This is a genomic window from Haliscomenobacter sp. (genome assembly GCF_965225875.1).
In the GTDB taxonomy this organism is placed as follows: Bacteria; Bacteroidota; Bacteroidia; order Chitinophagales; family Saprospiraceae; genus Haliscomenobacter.
This window is the reverse complement of the sequence record NZ_CBDDBS010000002.1, coordinates 2,320,681-2,342,190: the sequence shown is the minus strand read 5'-3', so window position 1 is coordinate 2,342,190 and position 21,510 is coordinate 2,320,681. Positions and strand designations below refer to the sequence as shown.

Sequence of the window (21,510 nt, the reverse complement as noted above, 5' to 3'; positions counted from 1 at the left end):
GCAATATGAATTATCAGGAAAGAGAGAAACAGTTTCGGCAAGCGGCCGATCAATTGAAAAAACGCTACAACTTGCTCTCCTTGGGGCGCTTAGTGTACTTCGTTTTTGCCATTGCTTTGATCATTTTTTTGGCCCAGCAGCACTGGAGTTTAGCGCTGAGTTGGACGATTTTGGCCATTGCACTTTTTTTGTGGATGATCCTGCGGCACCGCAAGGTACAGGAAGCGGAACAACACAATCGGCATCTGGCGGAAGTCAATCGGCAAGAACAGGCCGCGCTGGACTACCATTTTTCGGAATTCCCCAATGGGGAGCAGTACGCTGATCCACTGCACCCCTATTCCGGCGATCTAGACTTGTTTGGCCCCTATTCGATTTTCCAATTTTGCAACCGGACGGTCACGGCAGCAGGTAGCAATCAATTGGCCGAGTGGTTAAAAGATGCGGCCACACCCGAAGTAGTACTCGAACGCCAAAAGGCCATCCAGGAATTGGCCCCTCAACTGGATTGGCGGCAACATTTTAGGGCTTACGGGATGGCTCAAACGGATGAACCAGCCTATCAATTAGCCTTGCAAAAATGGATGGACTTACCCTTTTTTGTATTTGGCAAAAAATGGATGCGTTGGGCATTGTGGCTATTGCCCATCTGGGCGGTGGCCGGCTTGATTGTGATTTTGCCCAATTTCCCTTTTGGCCTGGTTTTTATCCTTATTTTACCAGCGGTTTTGCTGTTGCGCCAAACCTTTGAACAAGTCAATCTTACCCTCGAATACACTGGGAAAGCCGAGAGCTGGTTGCAGCGTTACGCAGTATTGATCCAGCAAATCGAAAAGCTGGAGGTCGAAACGCCATTGTTGCAAAACATGCGGGGCGCTTTTCGCAATACCGAAGCTCAATTTGGTGCCTCCCGGGCCATCAACCAGCTGTCCTACTATCTGGGGCAACTCAATGTGCGCAATAACCCTTTTGCCATTTTGCTCAACCTGATCGGGGTATGGGATTTGCAATGGGTGTATCAACTGGAAAAATGGAAGGCCGAACACCGCGCGGACCTGCACCACTGGTTTGCTGCCCTGGGTGCAATGGATGCATTGAATAGCCTGGCCAACTTGCACTACAACCAGCCAGATTGGGCTTTCCCGGTACTCCACTCAGAAGCTAGCCTGTCGGCCAAACAATTGGGTCATCCTTTGATCCCGGGCAATCGCCGCATTGGCAACGACTTAAAGATGCCCACCCAACGCCACTTGAAATTGCTTACTGGCTCCAACATGGCGGGGAAAAGCACTTGGTTGCGTAGCCTGGGGGTCAATCTGGTCTTGGCACAAATGGGCGCACCAGTATGTGCACAGGCTATGAGTATGCCGCCCTTGTTGGTGTTTACGGGTATGCGTACACAGGATGACCTCTCGGCCAGTGCCTCCTCTTTTTATGCTGAGTTGCGCCGTTTGCGGGCCATGCTTGATGCAGTAATTGCGCAAGAAGGCCAGAGCACTGGGGTGTTTTTTCTTTTGGATGAAATTTTGAAAGGGACCAATTCCCGCGATCGACACCAGGGTTCACGGGCACTGATGTTACAGTTGTTGCGCCATGGTAGTGCTGGCTTCATCGCCACCCATGATCTGGAACTTACCGCAATGGAAGCGGAAAACCCGGGTTTGATTCAAAACCTGTGTATGGAAGTGGATATCCAGGGGGATGAGTTGCACTTTGATTATACCTTAAAACCCGGTATAAGCCAAAGTTTTAATGCCTCTTTATTGATGCGACGGATGGGGATTGGAGTGGACTAAAAGAAGCGTACTGTATTGAAATTCAAACAATAAAAAAAGGGATCCATTTGTAGCGGGAACAAAATCAATGACAAAAAACGCTACATTTGGACCCCTTTGTGAATAATATAAACACTATATTTACAGTGTTATATTGTACAAAATCAAAAAACTTATGGTGTTCTATCGTTGGGCATATCAACTCGCTTGTGGAAAAGCGTAGCCCTTGGGCTACGCTTCGGATTTTGGCAACAGGTATTAAGAAGGAACTTATGGGGAAGCATTTTCTTCCCTCTGTGTTTGTTTGTACAACAAAGTACGTGTAAAATTCGCCCAGCATCAGTAACGTTTTACCGCTCAAAAAGACAGGTCAGTTTATGTGTGTTTTTTTGAAATAAGAAGTATTAATTATTTGACTAACAATATTTAACAAGATTTAAACAGCCTTATTCTCCTACGATTTTGCCCTATCTTTTATTTTCCCCTTTTGATTAGATTTCAATTTTCGATGGGAAACAGGGTCAATTCTCTTTTTTTGGGTTGGTCACTATCCGTCGTTTTGGGGCAAAGTCCAAAATATGACCTGTGCCGGATTTTGTAAAAGTGACGTGACTGGGTGAAGGTTAATAGATAGATTTGCTATTGTAATTACGCTTTTTCTCAAACCCAAAATATCAAGCTATGAAAACTTTACGTATTGATGCAATGGCTATGTTGATTTACCAGCTATTGAAAGAAGGTGAATTATTGGATTCATTTGGATTACAGCATGACACAGGCCCTCCCCAAATAGTCTTAAATCGGACAGGGATAGAACTTGATTTAATCCTATGAACAATGGCGGCTGTCTCCCAAGCGGAGATGGCCGTTCAGCGTAGTGGATTAACATATCTAAAGCGACCCCTAGTCCAGGTAATTCAGAACCCATTGCCACAAGACCTCATAGGGAATGATTTCGATTTTAAAATGTTGGTCAGGGTGACCTTTGGGAATTTGAGTGACGGTTTTGATCATATCTGATGTTTTTTTCAGAAACATTTTTTTAGTAAAAGAGGTCCCAACCACCGAGCATAACATCCTAATGAATAGTTGGGTACGATAGTATCCGTCTTCGGTGTTGAAATGTTTTACTCGATATTTTCGTAGTGCAATCAATTTATTATGTGCTTCGTCAAATTCCTTTGCTTGCAACAAGAATAAAAACTGGGCAATCAGAATGGGAACATTCAGCCCTTTTTTGTCCTTGGAGTAGTTGGGTACTTGATTCAAAAACCTACTCAACTTAAAATTCAAGACTTTTTCAAGTGGAATATCAGGATTGATCAATTGATTGCGATGTGCTAAAATCAAATAAGCAGCCAAAAGGGTCCAGGACTCTTTGATGGATTCCGGCATTGCGGCAAAATTTTTATTCGAGTATATTTTTATAGCGGCCTCATAGGCAAATTGGTAATTGGTAGCTTTTAGTGAAACGAGCATTTGGTTGTCCAGATACAAGAACCAATTCCTTGATCCCTCTATTTCAGCTTGAATGACTTCGGAGTTCAATTGTAAAGCTTCGACATATCGATCCAACATGGTCAGGCAGATCACTTTATGGACTTTAAAAACAGCCATGATCCGCGGCGAAGTACATGATTTTTCATCCAAAATACGGATCGCTTCGTCACAAACCGCAATGGCATCATGCCAATGGAATCTTGACATTTCCCCGATGTACTTCGTGGCATAATACCCACTTACAAAGATGATGGTGTTGCATTTTTCTTTATAAACTGACAATGAATCCACCAAAGCCTGCGCCCGCCGGGAGATTTGTAACTGGGTTGATTTAGATTTTACGGCTGGGGCAATGACGGCCTGATAACTCTCCATGGCCTTGTTTTCAGCTACCCAGTCCAGGCGCAATCTTTCTACATATTCCTTGTAATAGAGGTATTGTGCCGAATCCGGCACCCGTTCGACATAGTAGCGTTTCAAAAAAGTGGCCATTTCGAGCGCGACTAGAGTAACGTCATTGTTTATGGCCAATTCGATGATCGTTTTGGCAAGAATGCAGGCGTTTTCAGGGCAGTGGCGGTACACGAGGGTTTGAAAAGTGGCGAGTTTGCGCAGGCACTCAAAATTGGCTTTTTGGGTGGGGTTGAAGTTTGGACTATTCTCGGTATCCAAAAACAGAATTGGAGCAAACAAACGCCGTCGGAATTCCATTAAAAACCGTCGGAAGGGACGGCCTTTTGCGTCCAATCCCAACAATTTGGCAGCTTCAGCTTTATTGCGTACCTGTCCTTCCGCGAGGGCATGATACATGATTTTGTAACGTGTTTCTTGTGCTCCTGTGCGAAGGGGCCTGGTCAGCACTTCAATTTGGCGCAATTTGTACCCATCAATAACCTGGGCAAACTCTTTCAGGTCTGTCATTTTACAGTGATTTGATGAACAATGGCGTAGATGGCATTTGGGGTCCGGCTCCTATAACTAACAGTCGTTTAAATTTCAATCAGCGTCTGCAAAATCTGTTCAATCCGAATGATTTCCGGAGCGGCTTCAGGGCTGCTGTAATCCAGGGGCAGGTTTTTCAATTGCCTTACACCATCCTGGGCCACCTCCGCCGAGGGGTTCCCCATTTCAATTTTCAGTAGGCAGGTGATCAATGTTTGTATACGTGCGGATTGGGGCATACAGGCACCACTCAATTCCAGGTATTGCTGAAACCAATTTGCCACCTGCCCACTTGCCCCATTTTGGACCCATTTTGGCACTTGCAAGAGCAATAAAGCAGCTTTAATATCCAAATTCGAGCTACTCATTTCAGGTAAATACAAGCTGCGAAAGGGCAGGCAATTGGCCATCAACATGCCTTTGATCCGGTTCGATATAGGAAGCGCCCCTGTATCGGTTAAACTCAACAAAACACTGTTGTACAATCGCTTTTGCTCCTGAGGCCATTCGGGGTATTTGTTTTTCAGATTTAAGGTTTTGGTCAGATCTAAGGCCGCAGTATGTTCGCCCTGGTGTAAAAGCCAGGTCAGTTTCATTTCTTGCAGGCGGTACCAATTGGGGCTGCCTGCCGCTTCATCGGCAATGGCGGTGTTCAATGCTTCCAGCGCCTGATCCAGCTGGCCCAGGTTGGCCCAGCCCAGGGCTTTGCTCAGGAAAAAGGCACTGATTTTGGCGGGACTGGAGATGCTTTTACGGTTCAACAATTGGGTAGCCTGGTTGCTGATTTGTACAACTGCTTCCCATTCAGCTACCAAAAAGGCAGCTTGTAGTTTTAGAAAGTAAAAATTGAGCACAAAGGCGTTAGTGGTGCAGGACTGTGCATGAGTTTGGAGCCTTTGACAAGCTTCTCTGGCGTGTTTAGCCAGTGAGTGGGCGCTGTGCGAGGCCTGATTTTGCAGAAATAAAAACGTGCAGTATTCATCATCTGCGGCTTGTTCGGCCTGCAATATGCTTTCGTATCGATTGATGATTCGAGAATATTTCTCGAACCCTTTAGTATTTCCATTGTGCAGGGCACAAAATTGCCGAAGTTGCGCGGCTGTTTCAATCACAATCGTGGTAAGCTCATAGGCTGTGGCCATTTGCAGAATTGACTCAGCTATTTCACGTAGAGACTTAAAAGCGCCTGCCGCCATGAGGGTTTTTAACACCGCAAGCCGTTGCCAACAGAGGTACGCTACCCGCCGGGGATCGTAATGATCTTCCTGGGTCAAATCCAGGAACAACATAGTATTCCAAAGTCGTTGACGCGACTGGTTTGAGTCGTGGCTGATCGTTTTTGATTGGCCATTCATCCCTGGTTCCACTTGATGGTCAACTTCGGTATGCCCATTTTCAAATGGCCCAGCAGTCCAAAAAGGCATTTGTTTGATAGATGTGCTATCAAATACATCAATGTGCTGATCGGCTGAGTAATTTTTTAACAATAGAGCAAGCTCTCTGAATTCTTCCATGAATCAGAAAATTTAAAAACCCGCAAAAAGCACAAGTGATAGACGATTTAGGTAAGATCCAAACTTAAAAACTTCATTAGCCGATTACCAAAATTAACATTTTTTTGATATTTACAAAAAAATGACCATTGATTTCCCGGAAAAAATGTCGGCAACTACATTTCCATGTATTTAGGCTGGTCATTTTTGTGCAAAAATGCCTTGCTTTGTTGAAATTTAAACCTCAGATTTGGACATAAAACATACCTTATCTTTTAACAGGCAAGCTAGAGAAAATGACCAAACATACTTCAATGCAGACCATAAACTGTGGCTCCAGAAGAGTTGACGAAAAAGGGGGGCAAACCCAAATTTTGGCAGAAGTGGTATATGGTTTAAGCAGCAGGAACTGCAAAGGTCTGGGCATTTGTAAAATCAATGCAGTGGATTCTCCAGATTATCAGGCCAGCAACTCTCCTTGTGGAGCAAGTTTAGCATACATTCAAACGCCCAATTCTTCGACGATTCGGTTTGAATTTTTTAAAGATTCGATCACTCCGGAGCAGTATGCGCTGCGTTTTGCCAGTGGGTATTTTTGTTTGGAAGAGGCTTTTTGTTTTTCGGAGAGCCTATTGACCGCATTGGGAACGAGTAAGCTAAGCATTGCCGACGGAACTTACCCGATTCAAGATAGTGCTCAATTTATTACCATAGACTTTTTTAGTGCCGTTCAGGGCTTTTAAAACAGCTTCTCGGATTTTCGGTTATATTTACGCAACAAGTACCGAAATCTATGATCCAATCCTACATCCCCGACCCAAATGCTGAAGGGCCGGAAGTCCAGTTAGCACGGCCCAAACGTTTTTACAACAACCTTACGTTCAGGGTCTTGGTAGCCATCGCACTAGGGGTGTTGCTGGGGGCTTTTTTTCCAAAAACGGGAGAAGCCATGCAACCCATCGCCAAAACCTTCATCAACATGATCAAGATGGTCATTGCGCCCATCATTTTTTTGACCATTGTGACGGGCATTGGCAAGGTGAGTGACCTCCGGCAATTTGGGCGTATTGGTGGGAAGGCCTTATTGTATTTCATCACGGTCACGACCCTGGCCTTGTTCATTGGGTTGGTGGTGTCTAACGTAATTCAACCGGGTGCGGGGCTGGATACCGCCCATCTCAACAGTGGTGATGTCAGTGAGTATGTAGAAAAAAGCAAGGAAAAAACCTGGGTTGATCACATCACTGAAATTGTGCCCCCAAACGTGTTGGGCGCTTTTGCGGAAGGGAACTTGTTGCAGGTATTGTTCTTTTCGATCCTTTTTGGCATCGGGATTGCCCAACTGGGGGATACCGGGCATGGGCTACTCAAAACCTTTGACAAAATCCTGCAGGTCTTGTTCAAAATCATGGCTATGATCATGGTGCTGGCCCCCTTGGGCGCATTTGGGGGGATGGCCTACACCGTGGGCAAATACGGTCTGGGTACCCTCAAGCCACTCGCCATGCTCATGCTAACAGTTTACATCACTATGGCCTTGTTCATTTTTGTGGTATTGAACCTGATTTGTTATTTTTCCAAAATCAGTTTGTGGAAATTGCTGGGCTTCATCAAAGAAGAAATTTTGATTGTGTTGGGCACTTCTTCTTCAGAATCAGTGCTACCTCGCATGATTGAAAAAATGGAACGCTACGGTGCCTCCAAACAAGCCGCTGGCCTGATCATTCCCACCGGGTATTCCTTCAATCTGGACGGAACCAGTATCTATTTGTCGATGTCGGTGCTGTTCATTGCCCAGGTTTTTGGGGTAAAACTGAGTATTCAGGAACAATTGTACATCGTTGGCATTTTAATACTGACTTCCAAAGGGGCCGCTGGGGTTACCGGAAGTGGATTTATCGTTTTGGCGTCTACATTGTCTTCATTTCCCCAAATACCGATCGAGGGTTTGGGCCTGCTGGTGGGGGTGGATCGATTCATGTCCGAAGCAAGGGCCATCACCAACCTGATCGGAAATGCGGTCGCTACGATTGTGGTGGCCAAAAGTGAAGGAGAGTTTACGCCACTGATTCATAAATAGGCTACCATGGTAACACTGGAACAAGTGCAGGATTTATTGGCTGCACAAGGCTACATCACCGAAAAACCGATTGTATTGTCCATGTTCTTGTCGATGCGCCTGGGCAAACCCCTCTTGATAGAAGGGCCGGCAGGAGTTGGCAAAACAGAGATTGCCAAGGTGATGGCCAAAGCCCTAGATACAGACTTGATCCGTTTGCAGTGCTACGAAGGGCTGGATGCCAATCATGCCCTCTACGAATGGAATTACCAGCAGCAATTGTTGTACCTGAAAATGGAAGAAGGCCTGGAAATGGATCTGGCGGAACGGGAAAAAAACATCTTCAGCGAAAAATTCCTGCTCAAACGCCCCTTGCTCCAGGCCATTACCCACCATAAAGCGCCAGTTCTGCTCATTGACGAGATCGACCGGGCTGACGAAGAGTTCGAAAGTTTTTTATTGGAGGTGCTTTCCGACTGGCAAATCACGATCCCAGAGATCGGCACCATTCATGCGACCCACCGCCCCCACGTCATCGTGACGAGCAACCGGGTGCGAGAGTTATCCGAAGCCTTGCGCCGCCGTTGTTTGTACCTGTACATCGATTACCCCGATTTTGATAAGGAGTTACAAATTGTACGCAGCAAAGTGCCGGGGATCGATGCCAAATTGGGTGAACAAATTTGCGCCTTCATGCGCGAATTGCGCCAACTGCGGCTCGATAAAGTGCCAGGTGTAGCCGAAACCCTCGACTGGGCCACGGCCCTGGCCAACCTCCACATTGAACACCTGGACAAAGAAACCGTAGAATCAACCCTCGGCATCATCCTCAAAGATTGGCAAGACATCCGTCAAACCCAAATGTCTTTGACGGAGTTGTTTGAAAAAACGGGGGCGATTTCGAAATTTGATAGCTTATAAGGTTTGAGAAGGTTGAGGGAGGTTTAGAAGGTTGAGGCTACCGCAAGCGACTTAGACGCGTCCTTATCCAAGTCGCTCGCAGTAGCCTCAACTCCTCAACTCCTCAACTCCTCAACTTCTCAACTTCTCAACTCCTATGTTCTACCAACATCCCACCGCCATCATCGACTCAGGTGCCCAAATTGGAGCAGGCACCAAAATCTGGCATTTCTGTCACGTCATGCCGGGTGCTGTCATTGGTGAACAGTGCAGTTTGGGACAAAATGTATTTGTTGCCGATGGGGTGGTTTTGGGAAAAAATGTCAAAGTGCAAAACAACGTATCGCTGTATTCAGGGGTCATCTGTGCAGACGATGTGTTCCTGGGGCCTTCGATGGTATTCACCAATGTGTACAATCCACGCAGCGCCGTCAACCGTAAGGGAGAGTACCGCGAAACCCGGGTAGAGCGGGGCGTTACCATTGGCGCCAATGCCACCATACTGTGCGGCATCCGCATTGGCGCTTATGCCTTTATCGGGGCGGGGGCCGTTGTTTTGAAAGATGTTCCAGCTTACGCCTTACTGGTGGGCAATCCTGCCAAGGCCATCGGCTGGATGAGTGAATACGGCGAACGCCTCTATTTTGATGAACAAAACCTGGCTACTTGTCCGGGCTCTGGCGATAGGTATCGGTTGGAAGAGGGGCAAGTAAAAAAAATAGACTAGTGCAAAATTTTGCCCTGATTGGAGTAGCTGGCTACGTGGCGCCCCGCCATTTGCGCGCCATTAAGGAAACGGGTAATCGTTTGATTGCAGCTATGGATCCTACCGATTCCGTTGGGGTTTTGGATTCATATTTCTCTGAAGCAGCCTTTTTTGTGGAGTTCGAACGTTTCGATCGACACTTGGAAAAATTTCGGCAAAAAGGGCAAACTTTGCACTACGTGAGCATTTGCTCCCCCAATTACCTGCACGATGCGCACATTCGCTTTGGATTGCGGCAGGGGGCAGATGTCATTTGTGAAAAGCCGCTGGTGCTCAATCCTTGGAACGCCGAAGCCCTCCAGCGCAATGAACAAGAAACGGGCCATAAGGTCTTCACCATTCTCCAACTGCGCCTGCACCCGGTGATCAAGGCTTTGAAACAACAGGTCGAAGCCCAAACCTCCGCCAAAAAATACGACATTGACCTGACGTACATTACTTCCCGTGGTGCCTGGTACTTTGCCAGCTGGAAAGGAGAGCTGTCCAAATCCGGGGGTATTGCTACCAACATTGGCATTCATTTTTTTGACATGTTGATCTGGATTTTTGGACCAGTCCAAAAAAGTGAAGTACACCTGCATAGCCACGATCGGGCTGCCGGTTACCTAGAATTGGCGCAAGCCCGGGTACGCTGGTTTTTGAGCATCGACGAAAAAACCTTACCAGCAGCAGTTCAGGAAAAAGGGGGGCGCACCTTTCGATCCATTAGCATCGATGGTCAGGAGCTTGAATTTAGCGAAGGTTTTACCGATTTACACACAGAGAGTTACCGGGGAGTATTGGCGGGCGAGGGTTTTGGCCTGCGGGATGCTGCGCCTTCGATTGCATTGGTGCATGAGATTCGCGAAGCTGAAGTGCATGGACTGTCAGGTGAGTACCATCCGCTGGCCGCCTTGCCGCAGGCGAAACATCCTTTTAAATGATTAGAGCAAACGTTTACTAAATCTTTGAGGTTTAGTAAACGGCATAAAAAAAGCGGACGTTAGGGTTACCCAACGTCCGCTTTTTTGATCAAAATAAACTATTCGCTTAGAAATATTTCGAGCGGTTGTCCTTAATCTTAGCCATTTTACGGAAGGCAGGCATGAAACGAGTCCCTACCTGAGCCCGTGCACTGGTGGCAAGTGTAGACTTCAATTGGTTCACATCAGAAGCCGAACTAGGTGTGGAAACATTAAATGCATTAACCACATACACACCATTATTGCCTACAAACGGTTTGCTGGTTTGACCCTGCTTCAATTTGAAGGCGTAGGCATTGAAGCGAGGCTCGCTACCTACGTTATTGGGCAGGAAAGACTGATTGAAACGGATGTTGCGCAGGGTGTCCACTTTAGCACTGTATTGAGCTGCTGCTGCTTCTACTCCTTTGCCCTTGATCTTGTCGATGATCAGTTCCCCTTTTTTGCGGTTGATGACCACCGTTTCGATGTCTTCCTTCACCTGGTCTGCCGTGGCATTGCCTGGCTTGAAGATGGTTTTTACCCCAGCCAATACGTACTTGTTGGTGTAAAATTCGGTTGGATCAGTGAAAGTGTAGATATCAGGAGCAACTTCACCTTTGGAAGCACCGAAGGCCCAACGAACGATTTCCCGAGAAGTTTGGCCAGAGCCCAAAGAACCCACAAAGAATTCATTGGCATTTACCGCTGGGCTGGTTTCTTGAGTAACGCCTTTTAATTTTTTCGCAGCAGCCAACATGCTATTGATGTCTTTGTTGTTGGCATTCAGGAAACGCTGTGCTTCGTCAAAACGTTTGGTCTCGGTTTCCTTGGAAGGTTTGATGACCTCATTGAGGTAAGCGACCCGTACGCCTGAGCTATTGGAAGTAATTCTTTTGCCAGTTACTTCTACCAGGTGCACGCCGAACTGAGTCTCTACGGTGTACAATTTTCCTTGTTCCGCCTGGTAGAAAATCAGGTCATCGTAAGGTTTAACCATTCCACCAGGAGCAGAATAACCCAAATCGCCACCACTCATGGAAGTACCATCCTGGCCAAAACGGGCAGCCATGGCTTCGAAAGTAGCAGTTCCTTTTTCGATGGCACCTTTGATACTGTCGATACGCGCCTTAGCTACTGCCAATGGAGTTGTAGCATCAGGACGGATCAAAATATGGCGAGATTTTACACTGTCAGGTACAACTTTGCGGTCCAGCAGTTTTACAGCACGGTAAGCGTTGCCTTCTACATATGGGCCAAAAATTCCGCCGATTGGCAAGTTGAAGATGCTGTCCGCATTTTGCAACAAACCTTCTCTTTTGACATAGGCACCGTCGATGGTTCCAAGGTATTGCTCCACAAATACGGTATCATTAGTGGCCTTTTTCCACTCCTTAATCAGGTCAGCAATTTTTTTGCGATGTGCAGCTGAGTCTGCTTTGGTTGGTTTTACGTCAAAAATAACCAGACCGAGCTTGCGGGCTTCTTCCGTGAATTTGAACAAACCTGGGTTTTCTTTCAGGTAGTTGGCATAATCTTCGTCAGAAACCGATACTTCGGAGTTGTCGATGGCGTCAAATGGAATGCGGGTGTAAACCAGCTCCATCATGGTTGCACTTTCTTTCTGGCTCATTTCAGCCGCCCAGCTAGGCATGTACATCCCCTTGGACACCATATTGACCAACTTGGTCTGAATGCGATCCTTGATGATCTCCTGCTCCTGAATTGCCCAGTATGAGCGAGCAGTTGCAGTCATGGTATTGGAGGTGATTTGCTGCTTCAGGGAGTTCAATTGTTCCCGGTTGAGTTGCCCGGTCGTTTGATCCATGAAACGCTGCATGATGATTGGACTGGGTTCTGGGCCAAATTGAAGGTCATTCAATTCGTTTTTGCTTACCCCAAGGCCGAGCTTTTCGCCTTCCTGATCAATCAGCGCCTTTTCCACGAAATAATCCCACAGCGCACTGCGACGAGCATAAATGTCACCAGTTGATCCAGCATAGAGGATACTTTCGGTGCGGTTAAACTCATTCAGGTCTACTTTTTGGCCATTAATTTTGCCAATGCTAGGTTGTATACTGCCAAAGATACTATTCTGGCCACCCATCATATCCTGAATAATGAAGCCAAGTAGGCCAAGCGCGATCAACACCACAATCAAAGCGCTATTCTTGCGAATTGTACTAATCAGAGCCATCTTTTCTAATTAACTTTGAAGAAAAACGACGCAAATGTAAACAAATAAAATTTGAAAGCAGTACTTTTCCTAACTCATGATCCCAATAAATGTATGAATTTTAACAATTTTATTGGTGTCTTGTGCTAAAAAACAAACCCGATGCGCATATTCCTGGTATTGATCCAAATGATCTGGCTATTTTTACTCACCGTGCTTACCCAGGTGGGTGGCCTGATTTGGTTGCTGAATCGGGCCTTCTGGATGAGGCGCAAGTCGATCAAGGGGCGCTGGGCCTGGCGCAGTTTATCCTTTGCCCTGCTTTATTTTTTTTCCGCCATCGTATTGGTACCTTTGCTGGCCCGGCTCAATGGGCGTGTGGCCCTGCCCTTGGGGACGAGGTCGGAGCGCCCTGTAGCGCCACTCAGTTGGTGGACTTGCCTGAGTAACCGCCATTACGTAACCCCGGCTTTGTATGAGCTGGCAATACGACAAGGCCGTTTTTTACAAAAACTGGATGCCGAACAGCACCTGGTGTACCTGGACGCCAATTTTCCTTTTGGCCGAAAATTCCCCCTTTTTCCCCATCTCAGCCATGGTGATGGTAGAAAATTGGACCTCGCCTTTTTTCGCTACGATACCCGGGAGCAGAGGAGTACGACCCAATACCCCAGTTTTATGGGCTACGGTTTCTCGGAGCCACCTGCTGAAGGGGAATTGAACCAACCTGAAATATGTGCCCAAAGAGGGGCTTGGCAGTACAGCCTTTTACAGACGTGGGTAAAAGCCGACCCCAAACGTTATCCTTTTGATGTGGAGCTGAATACCCAACTGCTGCAAAATTTGTCACAAGACCCTGCAACCGAAAAAATCTTCATCGAACCCCACCTCAAAGGCCGCCTGGGTTTGGGCCGCCTCAACAACATTCGCTACCACGGCTGTCAGGCAGTTCGCCACGACGATCACATTCATGTACAGGTAAAATAACCGTATGGCTAAAGCAAATTATCAGGAACTTGTTTTTGACATCACCCGCCTGATTCCACCCGGACGGGTAAGCAGTTATGGCGCCATTGCCGATTATTTGGCCCTGGGTTCGGCGCGGATGGTAGGCTGGGCTTTGAACAACTGTTCTGCCTTTGGTGATGTTCCCGCCCACCGGGTGGTCAATAGCAAAGGTGAACTGAGCGGGCGTGCGCATTTTAAGCCGCCTAGTTTGATGCAACAACTTTTGGAAGCAGAAGGCGTTAAAGTGGAAAATGACCGGGTAGTCAACTTCAAGGAAGTATTCTGGCACCCGGAGGAATTAGGATGGTAGCGCAAGCGCTTGTCTAACAACTAACCAAATCAAATTGACCAATGAAGTATTGCTTTTTTAGCTTCTTGATGCTACTTGGCATCACTAACTTAACTGCGCAAAGCAACAGCCCCTTCGGTGTTTGGAAAAGCATCGACGACAAAACGGGCGAAGCCAAATCACACGTAGAGGTGTACCAAAAAAATGGTAAAATGTACGGCAAGATCGTCAAAATCCTGACCGACAAACCCAATGCCAAATGCGACGAGTGTAAAGGGGATAAAAAAGGCCAACCGGTAAATGGGATGGTCATCATCGAAGGGATGCAGGAAGTGGAAGGCACCTGGAAAAACGGAACCATCCTCGACCCCCAGAATGGGAACGTCTACGGCTGCGTGGTTTGGGTGGAAGCCGACAAACCGAATGAACTCAAAGTGCGCGGGAAGCACTGGACGGGGATTTATCGGACACAGACCTGGTTTCGGGTGAAGTGAATTGCTGCCGTGGTTGGTAGAGGCTAATTTTAGTGGCTACTAACCGCGGTAGTGGTTGTACAAAGCAACTCTTTTTGGAAAATCCCCCAGAATCTTTTACATTTGAACATCTTTTTTGCCTGAATAAACAACTATTCTTTACGCTCCTTTCTGGCTGCAATCGCAGCATGCCCCAATCTATTGCGGGCAAGATCAATCCAATGTTGTTCAATTCAAATTTTTTCAGGCATGCGTACCTACACTCAAATTTTGTACCACATCGTATTTGGCACCAAATACAGGGAAGCTGTTTTGGTCAAGGAAAATCGGAGAGAGTTATTCAATTACATCTATGGCATTTTGAAGAAGAAAAAATGCTACCTGTATCGCGTTAATGGGGTGGAAGACCATATCCATTTGGCCCTAGATCTTCACCCTACTATTGCACTGGCCGACTTGGTCAAAGACATCAAATTAGCGAGTAGTGATTTTATCAAGGAGAAAAATCTGTTCCCGGGCTTTGAACGCTGGCAAGATGGTTATGGGGCATTTACCCTCTCTATTCATGGGAAAGCCGATTTGGTGCAATACATCAAAGATCAGGAGGAGCACCATCGGCACAAGACTTATCGAGAGGAATTGATTGAGTTATTGACCGAGTATGAGGTTGATTTTGATGAAAAATACTTGGATTGAATGGGGCTGATGGTGAGTTCAACCGCATCCGCGGTTGTGAAACATTGACCGAACATTTTACCCCGGACGACCGGGGCTATGGTGAATTGAATCGCTACCGCGATTCTCGAGATCTTTGATGGTGAGTGGTTTATGCTCGATTTTCGTGTGTGATCTCCACCAAAATGGGATGACCATGCCCTCGATTTTTTGTCGCTTCAAACCGCGGAGCGGTTGAATTCACCATAGCCCCGGTCGTCCGGGGACAAGGAATGGTTGGGGGTGGGCGGCAACCGCGGGAGCGGTTGAATTGATTCTCAGGGTGTTTGAATCTCCATTGGACATCGAATTTTGTTGTGTTTTGGTGTTGCGAATCTCTATGGTTCAACCGCTGCCGCGGTTGTGGAAGCCCGAGTTGCCTATTTTACCCCGGACGACCGGGGCTATGGTGAATTGAATCGCTACCGCGATTCTCGGGAGGTTTGATGGTGAGCGGTTTATGCTCAATTTGAGTGTGTGATCTCCACCAAAATGGGATGACCATGCCCTCGAATTTTTAGTTGCTACAAACCGCGGTAGCGGTTGAATTCACCATAGCCCCGGTCGCCCGGGGACAAGGAAATGGTTGGTGTGGGCGGTAACCGCGGGAGCGGTTGAATTCACCGTAGCCCCGGTCGTCCGGGGACAAGGAAATGGTTGGTGTGGGCGGCAACCGCGGGAGCGGTTGAATTTCCCAACCAAAGGATTCTAACAATTTTTTAGGCACATATTGATTGTTGAATAAATTTATTCTAATTTTTCATCTCTTTTTAACCTCAAAACAGCCTTCAAATGTCTTATGCCGAACAATTACTTGCTACTAAATCACATTATCCATTCCAAAAATGGCAGGCTAATTTCCCTATTATGGAGCAATACACGCAGGAGAATTGTATGGCGGCGCAAGCGATATTAGATGATTTGATTGATGGCCTTATACAATTGGGTGAAGATGCACCAAAAGCTCAAAAAGTTGAGCAATTTAGAATCTCCGTGGAAGCTCTGAATGCGTTGAATGAAGAACTAGACCATGTCTTGATAGAAACAGGAGAACGTGAAGAATTGTGTGATTTATTGGATGCGATTACCGCAGCAGCAAACTTAAATCCCGAGGACTATGCAGATGGGGAGGGAATTGCCGATGAATGGAGAGATTGGTAAAACGGCAATATTTGCTATTCTAATCGTCTAAATAAAGAAAAGCCGGATCACTCCTCTGAGTAACCCGGCCTTCTTTATGATATTCAATCAATTACACTTCGAATACCCACAACTCACACAACTCAAACATCCCTCCTTATACACCAATCCATGTGCATCCCCGCACGATGGGCACTCTGCTTTCGCTGCTTTTGTCCCATCGGGCACCAGCGTTTTTAGCGCGCGAACCACCCCGTTTTTCCAGGTGTTGATGTAATCCTCGTCGGCATTGAGGCCTTCGACTAGGTCGACCACTTTTTGGATGGGCATACCCAGGCGGAGCACGCCGGAGATCAGTTTGGCGTAGTTCCAATATTCCTTATTGAAGCTGCGGCTGAGGCCTTCGATGGTCACGCGGTAGCCGTCACGATCCATGAACTGGAAGTCGTAGCGGTTGCGGCCATCTTCACCTTTGGCTTTGTTGACCCAGCCCGTTTCCACGTAAGGTGGCAGTTTGAAGGTATCGATAGCAGCGCCAGTGAAAACTTCATAAGGGCGACCTTCCAGCAGACCGATTACGGCGATCCACTGCTTGTCGTTGTTCATGAAGCGTACAATTTTTGCTTCCAGGCGATCGGGGCGCTCGGGATAGTGAGCTTCCCCAAACTTGGCGTGGCCATTGCCATTGGAAGACTGGCCGTTGCTACCTTTTTTGTCTTTTTTGTCTTTTTTCTCCGAAGAGATCAACACACCAGAGCGAGAACCGTCGCGGTAAATGGTGCAACCCTTGCAACCTTCTTCCCAGGCCGTTTGGTAAATGCGCTTGACCATGTCCACGGAAGTATCTTCGGGGATGTTGACCGTTACGCTGATGGAGTGATCCACCCATTTTTGGATGGCACCCTGCATTTTTACCTTTTGTACCCAGTCTACATCGTTGGCACTGGCCTTATGGTAAGGCGACTTTTCGATGATCGGTTGCAGTTCCTCGGCGCTCATTTTGGTTACCTCGTCTACATTGTAGCCGTTTTGCTGGAGCCAATCGAGGAATTTGTGGTGGAACACGTTGTATTCTTCCCAGTGGTCGCCCACCTCATCGATAAAGGCCACTTTGACATCTTTGTCGTTGGGGTTCACCTTCCGGCGGCGCTTGTAGCTCACCATAAATACAGGTTCGATCCCTGAAGTCGTTTGGGTCATCAAACTGGTGGTGCCCGTAGGTGCGATGGTCAGCAGTGCGATGTTGCGGCGACCATAGCGCTGCATATCGGCGTACAACTGTGGATCGGCAGCCGCAATGCGCTGGATGAACGGATTGTTCGCCTCCCGCTGGGTATCGTAAATGGGGAAAGCTCCACGGTCACGCGCCATGTCTACCGAAGCGCGGTAGGCATTAACGGCCAGGCATTGGTGAATTTTTACAGACATTTCGATGCCTTCGTCGCTGCCATAGCGCAAACCCAATGCGGCCAGGGTATCGCCCTCAGCGGTGATGCCCACACCCGTACGGCGACCGCCGATACAAGCGGTGCGTACCTTATTCCAAAGCTCGTATTCCACCTCTTTCAGGTCGCGGGCTTCCGGGTCTTTTTCAATTTTTTCGATGATGCGGTCAATTTTTTCCATCTCCATGTCGATGATATCGTCCATGATGCGCTGGGCCAATTGAGCATGTTCCGCAAATTTTTCGAAGTTGAAACGTGCTTCAGGGGTGAAGGGCTTTTCAACGTAGCTGTACAAGTTCAGCGCCAAAAGGCGGCAGCTGTCGTAGGGAGAAAGGGGAATTTCGCCACAAGGATTGGTTGAGCTGGTACGGTAGCCCAGATCAGCATAACAATCTGGCACGGATTCCCGAATCACGGTATCCCAGAACAATACCCCCGGCTCTGCAGATTTCCAGGCGTTGTAGATGATTTTGTCCCAAAGGGCCGAAGCATCGATCTCCTTGGTCATTTTGGGATTGGGCGAATCGACCGGGAACTGCTGCTTATAAGGTGTGCCACTCATGGCGGCGCGCATAAATTCGTCGTCGATGCGGACGGATACGTTGGCACCGGTTACTTTGCCTTGCTCCAGTTTGGCGTCGATGAAAGCTTCGGCATCGGGGTGCTTGCTGGATACACTCAGCATCAGTGCACCGCGGCGGCCATCCTGAGCCACTTCGCGGGTGGAATTGGAGTAGCGCTCCATGAAGGGTACGATCCCGGTAGAGCTCAGGGCCGAGTTCATCACTGGGCTACCCTTGGGGCGGATGTGGGACAAATCGTGCCCTACACCACCGCGGCGTTTCATGAGTTGCACCTGTTCTTCATCGGTACGGATGATCCCACCGTAGGAATCGGCAAAGTTGCCAATCACAAAACAGTTGGAAAGCGAGGATACCTGCAGGTTATTGCCAATGCCTGCCATCGGACTACCTTGAGGCACGATGTAGGCAAAATCTTTCAACAAATCGTAGGCTGCTTCTTCACTCAATGGGTTAGGATACTTGGACTCGATGCGCGCGATCTCACGGGCGATGCGTCGGTGCATGTCCTCCGGTGTTTTCTCATAAATATTGCCAAAGGAATCCTTTAAGGCATACTTGTTTACCCATACGTTGGCGGCAAGGCTGTCGCCTTTAAAATATTCCGTGCTTGCGGCAACTGCCTCTTCGAAAGAATAGGTTTGTAGTTGCGTGATGTTCTCTTGGTCTTTGGCTATCATAAAACTTTTGGTTTAATCAGGAGTCCAATTTCCCTCTTTTTTTACACTAAACCAAAACAAAACTGTGGAAAAGACTAACATCTTTTCCACACTCGGATAAAAAATATTTGACTGTTTCAGAAAAAAGTGTATGTACAGGTAGGAAATGCGAAAGACTTGAATAGGAATGAAACCGGAAACTGATTTTTCGTGTTCCTATCCTTATCTCGATTTATATACCCGAACACAACTACTACATTATGAATTGGAAAGAGCGGATTATCCTGATCCTTTTAGCTGCCTTGAACTTTACCCACATCCTTGATTTTATGATCTTGATGCCCTTGGGGAATTACCTGATGCCTTATTTTGACTTGTCACCCAAGCAATTTTCGATCCTGGTTTCAGCATATACCATCAGCGCAGCGGTGTCTGGCTTTGGTGCTGCTTTTTTTGTGGATCGTTACGACCGCAAAAAAGTATTGCTGTATGCATACATGGGCTTTTTGATCGGTACCATTGCCTGCGGCCTTGCTCCTACATTCATCACCTTATTTATAGCTCGAACCGTTGCTGGCTTGTTCGGGGGTCTGATTGGGGCACAGGTACTGTCCATCGTAGCAGATAGTTTCCCTTACGAGCGGCGGGGGGCTGCAATGGGGGCCATCATGTCGGCCTTTGCGCTGGCTTCCACTTTTGGGGTACCTTTTGCCTTGTATTTGGCCAATTTGATTTCCTGGCATGCTCCATTTTTGTTGGTAGGCATTCTGGGGATTGTATTGATTCCCTTGTTGATCCGCTACTTGCCCAATATGACGGGGCATATCCAACCTGAGGGGGCCGAACGACACAGCAAGTGGAGCGTCATCACGAATGTTTTTGCGGATCGCCGCCAATACACCGCCTTACTTTTTAGTGGATTGATCATGTTTGGACATTTTTCCATCATTCCCTTCATCAATCCCTTCATGGAGTTTAATGTTGGTTTTTCCAAAAACATTACACCTTTAATATATCTCGTTGGCGGGGTTGCGGCCTTTTTTGCTTCCAACATTTTGGGACGGCTGTCGGATATTCACGGGAAGGTGTTCATTTTTATGATTTGTACTTTTTCGGCGCTACCGATGGTTTTTGTCATTACCAACTTGCCGCCCTTAGAGGCCTATATTCCGGTGTTGATTTTGTTTGGACTCTGGTTTTCGGTGGCAACTGGTCGGGGTGTGACCTCCAGCGCAATGATCACCAGTGTGGTGAATCCGGAGCACAGAGGTAGCTTTCAGAGTTTCAACAGCAGTTTGCAGCAGTTGGGTAGTGGCCTGGCGGCTTTGGTAGCTGGGTTTATTGTGACCAAAGACCCTGAGAGCGGAAAATTAATCCATTACAACTGGGTAGGTTACATGAGCATTGTGACCTTGCTGTTTTGTGTGTATTTGGGGTATACCAATTTCCGGCACCTGGAAAAAGATAAGTTGGCCATTGCCAAACCGTAGGGGCAACCCTAGGTGGTTGCCCCTACGATTTGGGTGAGGGGCAACCACCTAGGGTTGCCCTTACGATTATTCTTTGCTATTTTAGCGGTGGGGCAACCACAAAGGGTTGCCCCTACATAAATAACATGTCTTTATCCCACATCTACTGGGGCATGATCGGCTGCGGAAACGTAACCGAGAAAAAAAGTGGCCCGGCATTCAGCAAAACTCCTCATTCTACCCTGGTGGCGGTGATGGCCCGCGACCGCGATAAAGCCGCGGATTATGCCCAACGCCACCAGGTGCCCCGCTGGTATGACGATGTGGATGCCCTGCTGCAAGACCCCGAAGTCAACGCCATCTACATTGCAACTCCCCCCAATGTGCACGCTGACTACGCCATCCGGGCCATGCGTGCGGGCAAGGCAGTATATGTGGAAAAACCGATGGCCATGAACAGCGCCGAGTGTGCGGCGATGAATCAGGTGAGCCAGGAAACCGGGATGCCCCTTTTTGTAGCCTATTATCGGCGTTCCTTGCCCAATTTTCTCAAAATTCAGGAATTGGTACAATCCGGGGTCATTGGCGACATCCGCTTTGTGCACCTGCGTGTACACAATCCACCACAAGCCGAGGAAATTGCGGAAAATCCCCAACCCCGTTGGCGGGTAAACCCTGAGATTTCCGGTGGGGGACATTTTCACGATCTGGCCTCCCATCAAGTGGATTTTTTGGAGTATTTGTTTGGAGATATTTATCAGGTGCAAGGGATGGCGCGCAACCAGGCTGGGCTTTACACTGCGGATGATATGGTGGTGGCCAATTTTGAGTTTGCTTGTGGCGTGATGGGCTCCGGCACCTGGTGCTTCACGGTCAATCCCGAACAACGTACGGATGAAACCCAGATCATCGGTTCAAAAGGCAAAATCAGCTTTGCTTTTTTCAACGATTCACCCATTCGGGTGGAAACGGTGGAGGGTTCAGAGGAATACCCCATTCCTTACCCGGAGCATGTGCAACAACCCTTGATTCAAAGCATCGTGGAGGAATTGCGAGGGGAGGGGACTTGCCCGAGTAGTGGCGCCAGTGGGGCCAGGGCCAATTGGTGGTTGGATCAGATTGTAGGTTAACAATGGATTAAATCTCTTCATTTTAGTATTATTTCTACTGGCATTAAAAT

General features: G+C 47.6%; 19 protein-coding genes. 15 read left to right on the top strand and 4 right to left on the bottom strand.

Annotated elements, in window-relative coordinates; genetic code table 11:
* The first annotated feature begins 5 nt into the window (after nt 1–5).
* Nucleotides 6–1,796: a MutS-related protein gene (locus tag ACO08K_RS12055; protein ID WP_421796648.1), complete on the top strand. Its 1,791-nt coding sequence runs from the start codon at nt 6–8 to the stop codon at nt 1,794–1,796.
* Between the two features lie 660 nt (nt 1,797–2,456).
* Nucleotides 2,457–2,609, top strand: coding sequence for a hypothetical protein (locus ACO08K_RS12050; protein WP_421796647.1), 153 nt, complete (start codon nt 2,457–2,459; stop codon nt 2,607–2,609).
* A gap of 69 nt (nt 2,610–2,678) precedes the next feature.
* Here the strand turns inward: ACO08K_RS12050 and ACO08K_RS12045 are convergent, their stop codons facing one another.
* Nucleotides 2,679–4,196 carry a hypothetical protein gene (locus tag ACO08K_RS12045; RefSeq protein ID WP_421796646.1) on the bottom strand — a complete coding sequence of 506 codons (1,518 nt, stop codon included), beginning with the start codon at nt 4,194–4,196 and terminating at the stop codon, nt 2,679–2,681.
* A 68-nt stretch (nt 4,197–4,264) separates the two neighbouring features.
* The gene (locus ACO08K_RS12040) at nt 4,265–5,731 is read right to left on the bottom strand and encodes a hypothetical protein (RefSeq protein ID WP_421796645.1); all 1,467 of its coding nucleotides are present in this window, start codon (nt 5,729–5,731) and stop codon (nt 4,265–4,267) included.
* A 293-nt stretch (nt 5,732–6,024) separates the two neighbouring features.
* Here ACO08K_RS12040 and ACO08K_RS12035 point away from each other — a divergent pair, with 293 nt between their 5' ends.
* The 5 genes from ACO08K_RS12035 (at nt 6,025) to ACO08K_RS12015 (ending at nt 10,358) form a co-directional block, all read left to right on the top strand.
* On the top strand, nt 6,025–6,453 hold the full coding sequence (locus tag ACO08K_RS12035) for a hypothetical protein (RefSeq protein ID WP_421796644.1): 429 nt from the start codon (nt 6,025–6,027) through the stop codon (nt 6,451–6,453).
* Between the two features lie 50 nt (nt 6,454–6,503).
* A complete protein-coding gene (gene dctA / locus ACO08K_RS12030; protein ID WP_421796643.1) occupies nt 6,504–7,790 on the top strand; it encodes a C4-dicarboxylate transporter DctA in 1,287 nt (428 codons plus the stop codon).
* 6 nt (nt 7,791–7,796) lie between these two features.
* Entirely contained in the window at nt 7,797–8,690 is an 894-nt protein-coding gene (locus tag ACO08K_RS12025; protein WP_421796642.1) for an AAA family ATPase, read from the top strand.
* Nucleotides 8,691–8,826: 136 nt separating this feature from the next.
* Entirely contained in the window at nt 8,827–9,396 is a 570-nt protein-coding gene (locus tag ACO08K_RS12020) for an acyltransferase (protein WP_421796641.1), read from the top strand.
* The gene (locus ACO08K_RS12015; RefSeq protein ID WP_421796640.1) at nt 9,396–10,358 is read left to right on the top strand and encodes a Gfo/Idh/MocA family oxidoreductase; all 963 of its coding nucleotides are present in this window, start codon (nt 9,396–9,398) and stop codon (nt 10,356–10,358) included. Before ACO08K_RS12020 ends, ACO08K_RS12015 begins: the two co-directional genes overlap by 1 nt.
* A 106-nt stretch (nt 10,359–10,464) precedes the next feature.
* Here the strand turns inward: ACO08K_RS12015 and ACO08K_RS12010 are convergent, their stop codons facing one another.
* On the bottom strand, nt 10,465–12,573 hold the full coding sequence (locus ACO08K_RS12010; protein WP_421796639.1) for a peptidylprolyl isomerase: 2,109 nt from the start codon (nt 12,571–12,573) through the stop codon (nt 10,465–10,467).
* Between the two features lie 141 nt (nt 12,574–12,714).
* Between ACO08K_RS12010 and ACO08K_RS12005 the strand changes: the two genes are divergently transcribed.
* From ACO08K_RS12005 to ACO08K_RS11980, 6 genes are all read left to right on the top strand, one after another.
* Nucleotides 12,715–13,539, top strand: a complete 825-nt coding sequence (locus tag ACO08K_RS12005) for a hypothetical protein (RefSeq protein WP_421796638.1) — start codon at nt 12,715–12,717, stop codon at nt 13,537–13,539.
* Between the two features lie 4 nt (nt 13,540–13,543).
* Nucleotides 13,544–13,870, top strand: coding sequence for an MGMT family protein (locus ACO08K_RS12000; protein ID WP_320031767.1), 327 nt, complete (start codon nt 13,544–13,546; stop codon nt 13,868–13,870).
* Between the two features lie 41 nt (nt 13,871–13,911).
* Nucleotides 13,912–14,343 (top strand): DUF2147 domain-containing protein, encoded by a 432-nt coding sequence (locus ACO08K_RS11995; RefSeq protein WP_421796637.1) that lies wholly within the window; start codon nt 13,912–13,914, stop codon nt 14,341–14,343.
* A 228-nt stretch (nt 14,344–14,571) separates the two neighbouring features.
* Complete coding sequence (tnpA, locus tag ACO08K_RS11990) at nt 14,572–15,018, top strand: IS200/IS605 family transposase (protein WP_421796636.1); 447 nt, start codon at nt 14,572–14,574, stop codon at nt 15,016–15,018.
* Nucleotides 15,015–15,137, top strand: coding sequence for a hypothetical protein (locus ACO08K_RS11985; protein ID WP_421796635.1), 123 nt, complete (start codon nt 15,015–15,017; stop codon nt 15,135–15,137). Before tnpA ends, ACO08K_RS11985 begins: the two co-directional genes overlap by 4 nt.
* Before the next feature lie 691 nt (nt 15,138–15,828).
* Complete coding sequence (locus ACO08K_RS11980; protein WP_421796634.1) at nt 15,829–16,197, top strand: hypothetical protein; 369 nt, start codon at nt 15,829–15,831, stop codon at nt 16,195–16,197.
* A gap of 87 nt (nt 16,198–16,284) precedes the next feature.
* Here the strand turns inward: ACO08K_RS11980 and ACO08K_RS11975 are convergent, their stop codons facing one another.
* Nucleotides 16,285–18,882 (bottom strand): adenosylcobalamin-dependent ribonucleoside-diphosphate reductase, encoded by a 2,598-nt coding sequence (locus ACO08K_RS11975; protein WP_421796633.1) that lies wholly within the window; start codon nt 18,880–18,882, stop codon nt 16,285–16,287.
* Nucleotides 18,883–19,121: 239 nt separating this feature from the next.
* On the opposite strand from ACO08K_RS11975, the gene ACO08K_RS11970 reads away from it, so the two are divergent.
* Both ACO08K_RS11970 and ACO08K_RS11965 read left to right on the top strand, forming a co-directional pair.
* Entirely contained in the window at nt 19,122–20,351 is a 1,230-nt protein-coding gene (locus ACO08K_RS11970) for an MFS transporter (protein WP_421796632.1), read from the top strand.
* Between the two features lie 125 nt (nt 20,352–20,476).
* Entirely contained in the window at nt 20,477–21,460 is a 984-nt protein-coding gene (locus ACO08K_RS11965) for a Gfo/Idh/MocA family protein (protein WP_421796631.1), read from the top strand.
* Nucleotides 21,461–21,510: the final 50 nt, after the last annotated feature.